This is a genomic window from Streptomyces sp. S.PB5 (assembly GCF_030403745.1).
In the GTDB taxonomy this organism is placed as follows: Bacteria; Actinomycetota; Actinomycetes; order Streptomycetales; family Streptomycetaceae; genus Streptomyces.
Window position 1 is genome coordinate 1 of sequence record NZ_JAQMWP010000049.1, and the last position, 11,731, is coordinate 11,731.

13 protein-coding genes and 3 pseudogenes are annotated in these 11,731 nt (G+C 68.1%); 7 read left to right on the forward strand and 9 right to left on the reverse strand.

The window, feature by feature from the left end; genetic code table 11:
* Positions 1-454: 454 nt before the first annotated feature.
* On the forward strand, positions 455-1,258 hold the full coding sequence (locus tag PH203_RS49270) for a class I SAM-dependent methyltransferase (RefSeq protein ID WP_289929485.1): 804 nt from the start codon (positions 455-457) through the stop codon (positions 1,256-1,258).
* 566 nt (positions 1,259-1,824) lie between these two features.
* On the opposite strand, the gene PH203_RS49275 is transcribed toward PH203_RS49270, so the two are convergent.
* Positions 1,825-2,340 carry a hypothetical protein gene (locus PH203_RS49275; protein WP_289929467.1) on the reverse strand — a complete coding sequence of 172 codons (516 nt, stop codon included), beginning with the start codon at positions 2,338-2,340 and terminating at the stop codon, positions 1,825-1,827.
* A 310-nt stretch (positions 2,341-2,650) separates the two neighbouring features.
* On the opposite strand from PH203_RS49275, the pseudogene PH203_RS49280 reads away from it, so the two are divergent.
* Positions 2,651-3,088 (forward strand): annotated as a pseudogene (locus PH203_RS49280) (transposase); the annotation flags it as partial.
* Between the two features lie 17 nt (positions 3,089-3,105).
* Here the strand turns inward: PH203_RS49280 and PH203_RS49285 are convergent.
* The 3 genes from PH203_RS49285 to PH203_RS49295 all read right to left on the reverse strand — a co-directional run bounded on the left by PH203_RS49285 (position 3,106) and on the right by PH203_RS49295 (position 4,869).
* Positions 3,106-3,738, reverse strand: coding sequence for a hypothetical protein (locus PH203_RS49285; RefSeq protein WP_289929468.1), 633 nt, complete (start codon positions 3,736-3,738; stop codon positions 3,106-3,108).
* A 290-nt stretch (positions 3,739-4,028) separates the two neighbouring features.
* Positions 4,029-4,361: a hypothetical protein gene (locus tag PH203_RS49290; protein ID WP_289929470.1), complete on the reverse strand. Its 333-nt coding sequence runs from the start codon at positions 4,359-4,361 to the stop codon at positions 4,029-4,031.
* A gap of 193 nt (positions 4,362-4,554) precedes the next feature.
* Positions 4,555-4,869, reverse strand: coding sequence for a hypothetical protein (locus PH203_RS49295; RefSeq protein ID WP_289929472.1), 315 nt, complete (start codon positions 4,867-4,869; stop codon positions 4,555-4,557).
* 599 nt (positions 4,870-5,468) lie between these two features.
* Here PH203_RS49295 and PH203_RS49300 point away from each other — a divergent pair.
* Positions 5,469-6,197 carry a tetratricopeptide repeat protein gene (locus PH203_RS49300; RefSeq protein ID WP_289929474.1) on the forward strand — a complete coding sequence of 243 codons (729 nt, stop codon included), beginning with the start codon at positions 5,469-5,471 and terminating at the stop codon, positions 6,195-6,197.
* Between the two features lie 50 nt (positions 6,198-6,247).
* Positions 6,248-6,529, forward strand: coding sequence for a replication initiator (locus tag PH203_RS49305; RefSeq protein WP_354671332.1), 282 nt, complete (start codon positions 6,248-6,250; stop codon positions 6,527-6,529).
* A gap of 541 nt (positions 6,530-7,070) precedes the next feature.
* On the opposite strand, the gene PH203_RS49310 is transcribed toward PH203_RS49305, so the two are convergent.
* From PH203_RS49310 to PH203_RS49320, 3 genes are read right to left on the reverse strand one after another with little or no spacing between them, the layout of a single operon-like run.
* Positions 7,071-7,343, reverse strand: coding sequence for a DUF6510 family protein (locus tag PH203_RS49310; protein WP_289929477.1), 273 nt, complete (start codon positions 7,341-7,343; stop codon positions 7,071-7,073).
* A 12-nt stretch (positions 7,344-7,355) separates the two neighbouring features.
* Positions 7,356-8,069 carry a ferredoxin reductase gene (locus PH203_RS49315; protein ID WP_289929487.1) on the reverse strand — a complete coding sequence of 238 codons (714 nt, stop codon included), beginning with the start codon at positions 8,067-8,069 and terminating at the stop codon, positions 7,356-7,358.
* Between the two features lie 8 nt (positions 8,070-8,077).
* Positions 8,078-8,677 (reverse strand): sulfite oxidase-like oxidoreductase, encoded by a 600-nt coding sequence (locus PH203_RS49320; RefSeq protein WP_289929479.1) that lies wholly within the window; start codon positions 8,675-8,677, stop codon positions 8,078-8,080.
* Between the two features lie 130 nt (positions 8,678-8,807).
* On the opposite strand from PH203_RS49320, the gene PH203_RS49325 reads away from it, so the two are divergent.
* The gene (locus PH203_RS49325; protein ID WP_289929480.1) at positions 8,808-9,131 is read left to right on the forward strand and encodes a TetR-like C-terminal domain-containing protein; all 324 of its coding nucleotides are present in this window, start codon (positions 8,808-8,810) and stop codon (positions 9,129-9,131) included.
* Positions 9,132-9,348: 217 nt separating this feature from the next.
* Here the strand turns inward: PH203_RS49325 and PH203_RS49330 are convergent.
* Both PH203_RS49330 and PH203_RS49335 read right to left on the reverse strand, forming a co-directional pair.
* Positions 9,349-9,480 (reverse strand): annotated as a pseudogene (locus PH203_RS49330) (IS5/IS1182 family transposase); the annotation flags it as partial.
* A gap of 469 nt (positions 9,481-9,949) precedes the next feature.
* Positions 9,950-10,522 carry a HutD family protein gene (locus PH203_RS49335; protein ID WP_289929482.1) on the reverse strand — a complete coding sequence of 191 codons (573 nt, stop codon included), beginning with the start codon at positions 10,520-10,522 and terminating at the stop codon, positions 9,950-9,952.
* Positions 10,523-10,817: 295 nt separating this feature from the next.
* On the opposite strand from PH203_RS49335, the gene PH203_RS49340 reads away from it, so the two are divergent.
* Positions 10,818-11,192 carry a hypothetical protein gene (locus PH203_RS49340; protein WP_289929483.1) on the forward strand — a complete coding sequence of 125 codons (375 nt, stop codon included), beginning with the start codon at positions 10,818-10,820 and terminating at the stop codon, positions 11,190-11,192.
* Between the two features lie 133 nt (positions 11,193-11,325).
* Positions 11,326-11,731: pseudogene (locus PH203_RS49345) on the forward strand (hypothetical protein); the annotation flags it as partial.

Genomic DNA, 11,731 nt, shown 5'->3' on the forward strand with positions numbered 1-11,731 from the left:
AACCTCGCCCTCACCGGATAGTTCAACGGGCCGCGCAACGACCAACCGTGCCCGAGGCGACCCGAAGATCATTTACGGGACGGCCCTTAGGAACCCCACCGACAAGACCAAATAGGAAAAACCGGTGGACGTCGTTGGGATACGTGGCAGTAGAGGCGGTCGCTGGCGGTCCTTCATCCGGACGCGGCGTTTCGGCAATCAGTTTGGATGGCTGTGCCTAAAGCGCTCCGCAGTGAACGCGCGCTTGCCGGCCGCTGTCCCCATCGTGGCCGTTAGGACGCCGGTGGAGTGGACCTGCGTCGGTGCGGCGTGTCGCGGTTTCCCACGAAATCCGGTGGAGTCTCAGCGGCCGGAAGTGGTTGGGTCCTGCTCAATGCTTCGCTGACACGGCCCGGCACAGTGCGAGGCGCAAGGTCCGAATCGCAGGCGCGGTCTAGCCCGCGTGTCGCGGGTGATGGAGGTTATCGCGGTGGCTGGTTATGGGGCGCTTTCCGACGTATACGAGTGGCTGATCGGGGACGACAGGCTGACCCCCGCAAAGGCAGCCGCGGTTTACTACAGCGATGTCGTGGGCTCTCTGCCGCCCAACGCGCGCGTCCTCGACTGCGCGTGTGGAACCGGCCAGCTCGCCGTCGGTCTTGCGAGTCTTGGCCTTGACATGGTCGCCGCAGACGCCAGCAGTGGGATGGTTCGCCGGACCGAGAAGGCCGCCGACGAGCAGGGTGTCTCGCTTCGAGCCCTCCGCGCGAGCTGGGACGAGCTGCCCGACCACCTGGAGGACTCCACGTTCGATCTGGTGTTCTGTGTCGGCAACTCGCTCGGGCACGCTGAGGGGGCAGCCGGGCGCCTGACCGCACTGGACGCGATGTCGCGGCTGCTGAATCCGGGCGGACGCCTTGTGCTCCACTCACGCAACTGGGAGCTCGTGCGCTCCGCCGGCTCACGGGTAGACGTCCGCGATCGACTCATCCGCCGCAACGACCGCGATGCGGTCGTCAGCTACTACTGGCAGATCGAGCAGCGCTGGGAGCAGGAACACTTCCTCGAGATCGTGGTCGCCCAGATCGAGCCGGATGGGGCAGTGCGAGCCTGCTCGGAGCGGTTGTCCATCTGGCCCTACCGGTACGAGGACCTCGTGGCGCAGTTGCGGAGCGTTGGGCTCACGGTGCAGTCCACCACCTTCGACCCCGAGAGCGATGGATACCTGGTGGTCGCCAGCCGTGACCAGGCGCGAGGCACGTCTGAGCCGGCGCGCTGATCCGCCTTTCGTCGTCGTTGCCGACCGGCCAGTTCGCGACCGCCTGCAGCGCTTCGCGAAGTGTTCAGCCCTTGAAGCGGTTGCTGCGGGTGTGGTCCTCACCTTTGCATCTGACCTGCTCAAGCTGAGGTTGGAAACAGCTCACGGTCTGCCTCACCGTCAGCTCACGTCAGTAGCTGGGGAATTACGTGAACTTCCGCCTGGGGAATTTCGCGATCGTCCACACCGCCCAACCTCACGCTGGAAGCCGTTGCCGTCGCAGCCCTCACCACAGCCCCCGACGAGAAGCGCGATGTTCTCGTGCAAATCGGCGGAAAGCTCGTTCCGGTCAAGACGCATATAAACGCACTGAACAGCAAGATCCCCCACAACACCAACGCAGCCGAGGTCGCCCCTGCGTGAACTCGGATTCAGCATCCTGGTGGCTAGGGCGGTCACCAGCGGGCTCTAGCAGCGATCACGGGAGCCGTCACGGTCGGTGATGGGCGTGTTCGATTCCTTGATGAGTATCGGGATGCGCCGTGCGATCGTGGGCGACGGACGGGCTTTCCGGCGGTGCCTGGTCATCAGGTGTCTTTGGGACTGCCCGCGAGAGATCCACCTATCCAGAAGGGCAGTGCCTTTTGATCTTTGCTCAGTGAGCGTCGTATGGCGTTGACCAACTGCACCTGGGCTTGGGCGGGCGCCCTATTGGCCTGGGCGAACTCCTCCTGGCTCAACGGATCACGCGCCGGGTCGCGTGCCGGGTCGCGCGCCACCTGGTCCAGGAAGACGCCGATGGCCTTGCCGAAGTTGTCGATCTCCGCCGCGACGGCCGTGGGGGCGACCAGGCTGGCACGGGTCAGGGTCGCGCTCCATTCGCTCCAGTCGTAGTCCCATCCCTGTCGATCGGCATGGGCGCGGCTGATGATCATCGTGAACTTGGCGTAGTGGCTGATCAGTTCTTGATAGGCGAGCAGCTGCTTGTCCCGCAGCCACTGACGGTCCTGGGCCCGGTGCGTGACGATGCCCCCGACCAGGACCCCGATCGTGGCGGACAACGTCCCAGCGGCTGTTGTCACCAGTGTGTCCAGCAGTGCCACCCCAGGCCCCGTATTCCCCGTCGCTCGAACAAAGGCGGATCGAACTTACTGGTGACCAACCTCTGATGACAATGCTCAACTGCGGGGCGCATGAGCCAGAGCGGCGGGTCACGCGAGCTGGATCATCTTCCGTGACAGGTCGAATTCGGGGGCTCGCACAGCTGCCTCTTGATCTTTTTGATGCGGTTCACGGCGCCCTCGATGCCGACCGAGCTCCAGCGGAGTGTGAGCCCGGCGGTGACGGCGTCGAGATCATTGGTGAGCCCGCGGGCGAAGCCGCTCAGGCCGGGCAGGTCCGCCGTGAGGGCCGGTGCCCACCCGCGACCACAAGATCTCAGAGCAGTCGAAGAACGACCGCTACTCCACCAATCACCAGGTGGTCATCGACGCCGACACCCGTCTGGTCGTCGTGGTCGGCCAGCCCTTGCCCGGCAACCGCAACGACTGCCGGGCCTGGAGCGAGTCCGGCGCCAAGACGGCAGTCGGCACCACGACCACCATCGCCGACGGCGGCTACCGGGGAACAGGGCTGGTCATCCCGCATCGCCGCCACGCGAAGGACGAGGAACTGCCCGCCTGGAAGCAGGCGCACAGCAAGTCCCACAAGCAGGTCCGGGCCCGTGTCGAGCACGTCTTCGCCCGCATGAAGACGTGGAAGATCCTTCGCGACTGTCGGCTGAAAGGCGACGGCGTCGACCATGCGGTGCTCGGCATCGCCCGCCTGCACAACCTCGCACTCGTCGGGTGACGGCGACGGTGCTCATCTCACGGACCGGTCTCCGCCGTTAGTTCGGCGGGCATGTGGCAGGGCCATGGCCTGCCCGTGCAGTCGATTGCGGCGGCCCGCAGCAACTCCAGCAGATGGCAGCCCGGGTATGTGTCGAAAACGGGGAACTTCCACCGGTAATAGCAAGACCAGTAACTCACCACCCGGCGCTCGGTCCGCGCGAAGAACCCCGGATTCCGTGCGATGAAGTCCCCGTACGCCAGCCGCTGGGTAGACCGCTTGGAGCGCAGGTCGGAAAGGCCGCGTTGGATGGACTCCAAGATCTCCAAGACATACTCGCCGACCAACTGCACCACGAACGGCACCACCCACAGCTCGTCGGAACTGGCGATTTGCTCCAGGTGACGCTGGCGGACCAGCCCGTCGCAGTGCCGTGAGTACAGACAATGCAGGATCGCCTGCTGCACCACCGTCAGCGAGCACACCACGTCGACAGGCAGCTCATCCTGATAGATCCGATACGGGATGGCGACGGCTTCATCGCCCACGTACACCGAAAACGGCGATGCAGGTGCGATCCGGGCCTCCGGCATGACCGCCAAGACCGCGCGAACGTCATTGGCAAGCTGGTGTGGGAACGCCGCAACCAGGTCACCGTCGGTCATCGCCATGGATGGAGGCTGCTGCATGGCGGAAGCATAGGCGGGTCCGCTTGCCCCCGTCCTTCGCCGCCGCTGACAGCAGACCCTCCACCTCGTTTGTACCCAACCGAGCATTGCGGGACAGCTCTGTTTCTGGTGCCCGCCGGCGGCGCGGACGACAGTGAGAATGCGGACGCGTGGGTTGAAGAGACAACGCACTCGTCGGAGGACTGGAGCGATCTCTCAGCACGAGGGCCGTTGATCCCCTGCCCAGATGGCTGAACAACACGGCAGGCTCCCCGGATTGGCGGACCGGCAGGCTATCGCTGCGCTGGCGTGCCGAGGAGTACGGGCCCGCTTCCGGCGGTCGTGTCAATCTGGTTGATCTTGGACTCGGCGCCGCTGAGGCTGACGCGGAGTCCTTCGATCTCGCCCGGCCAGCCTTGCTGCTCTGCCTCAGTAATGCGGTCGATGAGGTTGTCGCGGATCTCGACCAGACGGCCGCGCTGGGCGGGATCGGGGCGCAGGAGTGAGCAGCGGACGCAGGCGTGTTCGTGGCTCCGGCACAGAGGTATCGGGTCAAGCGGAGGCCATAGGGGATGAGTCTGCTCCACCACGACGCCCGGCACGAGGCATTCGAGTTCATGTCCCACTTTCGGGAAGACTTTTACAGATGCCTGGCCCGACGCAGTGACGCGTTGTTCGAAGTCACAGGGACAGCGCTGCAGGTTGGGTTGTCGTGCTCACGAGGCAGGCAACATCTGGCACCCACTCGAAGAGCGAGGTGTCCCCATCGCCCTCAAGGAGTTGGGCGACCGGTGCTCCCGGCGAATTTCAGCCCGATCGTCAGGGCGCATCGTCTGGTGGCCCCCCTGCTTCGGTGCACCACGTCACGAGGTCGGCTGTGAGATCCTCGATCGAGTAATCAATCTTCGTTCGGGCGCCGCCGTCCAGGCCGAGGAACACGGCCTTGAACGGCCACGGCCCTTCCACGTGCACCACATGGTCTTCCGTGTCATCGGTCAGCACAGCCGTGCGCGCGTCGTCCAGGGTAACCATCCAGTACGCGCCGTCGTCCTCCAGGTCGTGAAACACCTGTATCCGGGCCGCATCGACACCCGCCCCCAACAGCGCGCTCAGAACACCGTATCGATGAGCCACGCGGTGGGCATCCTCTGTCTCCCTCCACGCCACCCTGACTGCCCCGGCCGGAACCTGCACCGGCCGGGTAGGGCCCGGTGCCCGGTGACGCGGGTCTCCCGCAGCCCACCGTGATCCGACCGAGTCCTCGCCCGTCACAGCGCCCCCCTTCTCCTCGATACATGAGTTTCCTCCCTACAGGCGTCCTATGCATAGCGCGAAGCCAGTATCCGCGCCGTCGGGGGATCGTCCATCATGGAGGAGCCCGGAGGCCGTGGCAGAGAAGGAGGTTGGCGTGCTCGGCATCCGCTGCAGCCCGGTTCTGCCGGTGGGGGGCCTCATGGGGAAAGCCGTTCTCGTTCTGCCACAGCCTGTCGAGGACGCATGCTGTGCTTCAGGACACCGGTGGCGCGCAGGATCACGGTGATTCGTTCCGTCGCGCCCACGCCTACGTCCCGAGCTGCAGGCCGAATAGGAGGCCGCAGGGCTGAAGGGGAAATGAGTCGCGACGCGGAGCTGCAGCTCGCTACTGCACGGGAGGGGTTTCTCATCCACCGGAGAAAGGCTTTCGGGAGTCGGCCGTGACCTGGGACAGCAGAAGGGCAGCGGAGGTGCGTTTGATGGGTGACGAAGAGCGGCGGCGCCGAACCTGGGGCACCCGGCGGCTGATGCGGCGCTTCCGGGGCTCCGAGCGGCCGGACTCCCTGCGGGGCTGGGATGGGGACGCGGCCGTCGCCTACCTGACCAGGAAGCTGGGCCCCCGCCATCCGGACACCCTCACAGCCCGTGCCGCACTGGCCTACTGGTTCAGCCACGAGGGCGTCATGGCGCAGGCGCTGTCACGACTGGAGGCCCTGGTCGTGGACCGGACGGCCTGGTTCGGCCCCGATGATCCCGACACCGTCAGGGCGCGGGGCGCCGTGTTCTGGGCCCGCCGCAAGGCCGGCGACCTGGAGGCGGCCATCGCCGACGCCGAAGCCCTCCTCGCGGACGTGACCCGGCTGCACGGCCCGCACCACGAGGAGACCCATGCCTGGGAGTCCCGCCTGGCCGAAGTCATGGACTTGAACGGGGACCACGCGGAGGCGGTACGGCGGCTGCGGTCCCTGTACGAGACGTCGCGGTCCTTCGGGCGGGCGCGAGAGGGGAGCACCCGCTCCATCCGCTGGAACCTGATCAAGGCGCTGGAGCACACGGGTGACGCCCAGGAGGCCCTCGCCCTTCTCGCCCTGGAGATCGACGCCGAGCAGCGCACGGTCTACGGCGTCGACGAGAACCTGCACGACCTGCCGATGAAACGGCTCCAGGAGTGGCGCACCCGGCTGGAGGCCAAGAGGACCTCGACATAGAGGGCGGTTCGTGACCCTTTAGCGGCTTCTGTCGTCGGCTGAAGGTGGGGGTGCAGGACCGAATCCGCACCCCGTACTTGCCAGCGACCGGGGAACGGGCCGTGCGCTGGGGCAGACAGCTCGACCTTCACGCCATCCGCAGCGACGCGTTCGCCCAATCCACGGTGACCGACAGCGCGGTAGCGGCCCGCGTCGCCAAGTACGTCGCCGAGTCCGTCGGTGATGCAGACGGCGTGGACCATCGGATCACCGTTGCCGAGAACATCCGCCTGGTACTCCAGAGCGGTTTCGTGGTCTATCCGGCAGGTTCGTTGGCGTTCCGTCGTCGGTAGTGGCTGCGTCGGCTTTGGGCTGGTGGAGTCTGCGCCAGTTGGACGAGTACAGCAGCCTGGTCGCAGTCACGGCCGGTGGGTTGAAGACGGCGGCGAGTAGGTGGCGGATTTCCGGGACGGTCAGCGTGATCGGATCCTGGCTGCGGGTGGGACGGTGTGCCTCGGCTGACCGTTCGGGGACCGCGTCGGCGACGAGGGCAGTCAGGAAGGCCAGGGCAAGTATGGCGAGCGTGATGTGCCGGTGCCATGAGGTCCTGTGCCTGACCTGGTAGTGGTCGAGTCCGGCCTGGCCCTTGGCGGCCTGGAGGCACTCCTCGATGCATCCAGCGGATGCTGGCGACGCGGACCATTTCCGGCAGGGCCACTTCGGTGGGTGACCAGCACAGGTAGAAAGCGAGTTCGCCGCTGGACCGGTTGCGTCAGACGAGTAGGTGGCGGTGGCGGTGGCGGTCGGCGCCGGGGTAGGACCGCGGTCGTGCCCCGGTGGCGTGGTGCCGCGTGGGAGTCCACGCCGGTGGTGGAGGGCCCGTGGACGTGGGCTCTACGGTGTGCGGAAGCGGAACGCCCCGGTCCCGCCGCCCAGCGTGAGCCAGATGTGTTCCCCTTCCCTGACCAGCCGGAGGGCGATGTATGCGCAGCCCGGGCATCGCGCGGTCAGGCCCGGTTCGGGGCCGTAGACGTGGAGTTGGGCCAGTGGGCCGGACTGTGAGCACTGCGGGCAGCGCCACCAGGCCGTGGTGGCCTCCACGGAGAGGATCTCCGAGAGCGGGCCGGCGAGGCAGTTGCCGTCGAGGTGGGCGGTGTCGTCTGCCATCAGGACCTCCGGTCAGCCGAAGCGTTCGGTGCGGATGGTGGCGGGGTCGCGGCCCAGGTCGAGGAGCAGGTTGCCGGCCGTCTCCACGAAGCCGGTGGGGCCGCAGACGTACACCGGGCTGGTCGGCTCGAGACGGGCCGCGGGCTTGTCCAGGTCGGTCGACGTGAGGCGGCCCGGGGGCCGGGGGCTGGCGGGCGGGGCCTGCCGTGTGTAGAGGACGTGGACGTCGAGGTGGGGGTCCCGGTGGTGGGTGAGCTCGTCGCGGTACCAGATGTCGGCCGGAGTGCGGACCGAGTACAGCAGGTGGAACGGGCTGGTCGAGCGGGCCTCGCGGTGGGCCCGGATCATCGCCGCGAGCGGTACGACTCCCGAGCCGCCCGCGACGAGCAGCGTGGGCTCTGTCTGTTCGCGGTGCCAGACGAACCAGTTGCCGAGCGGGCCGCGGATCTCGACCTCGGCGCCCGGCGGCAGGTCGTCGGCGAGGTAGGGCGAGACCTCGCCGTCGGCCACGGCCTGCACGCCCAGTTCGATCCGGTCTGCGTCGGCGGGCGCGGCCAGCGAGTAGCTGCGTACGGCCTGGTAGCCGTCGTCGGCGGTGAGGCGCACGTCGACGTGCTGGCCGGGCAGATGGCCGGGCCAGCCGGGCACGGTGAACAGCAGGGTGCGGGCGGTGGCGGTCTGCGGGCGGCGCTCGTCGAGGCGGGCCCGGCGCCATGCGAGGGGCATCGCCATGCTCAGTCTCCCCAGTTGCGCTGCTCGCGCCAGGGGTCGCCGTGGTTGTGGTAGCCGGCAGTCTCCCAGAAGCCCGGCTCGTCCTCGTGCGTGAGCCGCAGTCCGCGCACCCACTTGGCCGACTTCCAGAGGTAGAGGTGCGGCACGAGAAGCCGTGCCGGACCGCCGTGTTCCGGGGAGAGCGGGTAGCCGTCGTAGGTGTGCGCGACCCAGGCCTTGCCGTCGAGGAGGTCCTCCAGCGGGAGGTTGGTGGTGTAGCCGCCGTAACTGTGGGCGACGACGAAGTCGGCGGACGTCTCCACGTCCTCGAAAAAGGCGTCGATGGGGACTCCGCGCCACGGGGTGGCGAACTTGGACCAGCGGGTCACACAGTGGATGTCCGTGACGGTGTCCTGCTGTGGCAGGTCCATCATCTCCTCCCAGGTCCAGGAGTGTGTATCCCCGGTCTCCGTGGTGATGGTGAAGGCCCAGGTGTCGGTGGAGACCCGCGGGGTCGGCCCCGCGGACAGCACGGGGAACTCCTCGGTCGGGTACTGGCCGGGAGGCAGCCGGTCTGCCAGCGAACGGGCCCGCCCGCGGAAACCGGGTGAGAAGGAGCTCATGATGTCGTCGGTCTCCTCGACTCGGAAGGGCGCAACAGCCGGATTCCCCCATCATGAGCCGCCCCTCCCGCGCCCGCACGCCGTTGGGAAATACGGCCGCCGCAAGCCTCAGCGCACAGCCGCCCCGCGCGTGCTGACGGCACGCAGGGCGGGCTCGACGGCCTCCTCGTGCTCACCGGCCGGGGCCGGCCTGTCCGCGGCCAGGGCCTGCCTCGCCCGGCGCCTGCGGGAGGAGATGTTCGGCCGAGCCGATGAGGACCTGGGCGGCGTGCTCGCTGCCGCCGTCGCACGTGGTGAACTGCGTCCCGGCGCCGAGGAACATCTACAGGCCCTGGTCTCCCACATTCTCGGCCCGCTGCTCTTCCAGCGGTTCATGCTCGGTACCCGGCTCGACGAGAACATGGTGGCGGACGCGGTCGACACCGCCCTCGCACCCTGGCAGCCGGACGCCTGACCACCAGTCAGCCCCGTGTGTCGCGGCATGCGGCGGGGGGCCTGGCCGGCCGCGCAGGTCAAGAGGCCGACCCGCAGGAGAACCGCCGGGGCCGGGCCGAGGCCCTCATGGATCACTCCGAGGACAGCCGTGGGGGTGCCCGGTGACGCCGCAACCGCCACCGGTGCCGGGACCGGTCACTGCTCGGCCCTGACCAGCCCGGCGCCGCACACCGCGATCACGGCCCACAACGGCGGTGGAGGCATATGAGGCTGCAGGCCAGTTCGAGCAGGCCCTGATGGAGACCGGCGCGTCGTTCGTATCGGATGCCGAGCCGTTTGAACTGGTGCAGCCAGGCGAAGGCACGCTCGGCTGCGCATACGCGGGCGCCTACCGGAACACCGCCGACGGGCCCGAGTTCGACCTGCTGCTCCTGCACGTGGACACCGAGGCCACCGCCTGACCTCCCCGAGCCGTCCCGAGGAAGGCCGTCTCAACGCACCCCGGCGCCGGGCCGAGCGGCGCGGCCTGCGGTGCATTGGAGGGCGTTCTGCCCGCCCGGGTCGGGCCCTGGGGGCGGCAGGTGCACGACCGGCCGGCCGTCGGCGTCCAGGGAGCTGTGTACCACGTGGTGCGGGGAAAACTTCTGGAGCGCGTCTGCAGCACACGAACTCGCTCGACGTAGTAAATGTTCACGAGAAAATGGCGTCACGGCGAGTGGAGAGAGCCATCCTCGGTGCCGCGAAAACGGACTGCGTTGCCCATGGCCCGAGGAAGCCGGGGCCCGGCGACTGCCGCTGTTCGCGATCCGCCCCGGTGGGGCAACCGGGCCCGCCGGGTCAGTCCGCACCGCGGTCGGCGACGGTGACCAGTGCGAGAACTCCGTCGACGTCGATGTCGTCGGCGTCCCCTTCGGCGAACAGTACGGCGTCCAGGCGGTCGAGGCGGACGGACTGCCGGCCGAGGGTGGCCGACCCGTGAAGGACCACTGCGAGCACGCAGGTTCCGGCTTCCGGCCGCACCGCGAAGCGGTCGCGCATGATCCGGACTCCCGCCGTCGCATCAGCGCGCCGCACCATGACGTTGAAGTCGATGATCGGGCCGCCGAGCAGCTCGCACTCCGTTTCGGAGTCACCGCAGAAGGCGAACGGCTCGTACGGGGCGGCGATCTCGTGCGAAGTGCCGTCAACCGTCAGGGCCATGCCGGGACCGTCGACGACGGTGATGATCCTGTCCACGCCCTCGAAGACGGAGAACGGTCCGCTCTGCGCGACATCGGCGATGCTGACGCGCCAGACGAAATCGCCGGTCCCCGCCCCCTCGGGGCGGGCGGCCACTTCGGAGGTGACGCCTCCGCCGTTCTTCCATGGCGCGGGTGTTCTGTCCTGCGCCCGAAGAACCTGCAGTGCCATGCGCTTTCCTTCCGGATCGGACGGCTGCGGAGCCCGTTGCCCCAGCTCGGCGGCCCGTACAGGCCTTGAGGCCCTCGACACAGCACCGTACGCGACGATCTCCGGCCGGTGTGCGCTGGCCCGACGGCCAGGAACGCATCGTTTGGCTGGCGGGAGTGCCCCGGCTGGACGGCCAAGGACGCCTGATCGTGGCCTTCCTGGGCGAGGGCGCGCGACGGGAAGGTGCACCGCGGTCCACGACGCGTGGTGGGCCGCGGCATGCAAAGCGCACGGGGACGCGGCGGGCACCCGGGCGTTGATCGAGGTCCTGCTGCTGCACCGGCACAGGGACCACGATGATGTCGTCGACGGACTCGCCGCGGCGCTCAGGGCCGGCGCGTTGACCGCGGACGCCGTCGTCCTGGAGGCTCGCAGAGCCTCGGACGCCCAACCTCCGCAGGCCCGGGTCGGCCCCGATGCCTTCGCCCCGTTCCTGCTCTCGCCGACGGCGGAAGCGCAGGTGACGTCGCTGACGCTGCGGCGGCTGGCCCGCCTGCCCAAGGACATCCGGCCGCTGTCGTGTCGGCTGGGCAGGTCGGCTTCTGTGTGCGGCGGGGTGCCTTCCGGAAAAGTGGTGTACATCTGCTGTCCGTTCTCGTGGACAAAGCCAGATGGTGCCGGTGGGAAGTAGCAACAGGGGATGGTGAGTTCTGGGAATGCTTGAGGGGGCTCGGCTGCGGAATGCTGGCGCGTTGTAGCAACGATGAGGGCCGGTCTGGGCTGGGGTGTCTGGTGGTCAGCCCCGGTCCCTACGATGTTCGGTTATGACCGGTGACCTGCTCGACTACTCTCGGCCCGGGCCCTTCACGAGCCTGGACGTGGCACAGCTCCCGCTCATCGAAGGGCTGCCGGATGATCCTGTGGGCATCTGCGCCGCCGTGCAGAGCCTGGTCATCCATCCCACGGACGCCGCGGCGTCAGGGATGTGTGAGGACCGGATTGCTGAGAAGAACATCCGGCCGGTCAACGAGCTGACTGGGCTTGATCCCGCTCCGCTTCGTCAGGCCCGGACGCATGAGAGGCGGGTGGCGGGCACGTGTCGTCACTTCGCCACCATGGCCTGCGCTTTCTTGCGCAGGTCACGTCCGCCGAAGTGGTGTATTGACGGCCACTCGGTGATCTCGGTTTTGAGGCTATGCGGTGAGTTCGGTGGGCAGGGCGGGTTCGTCG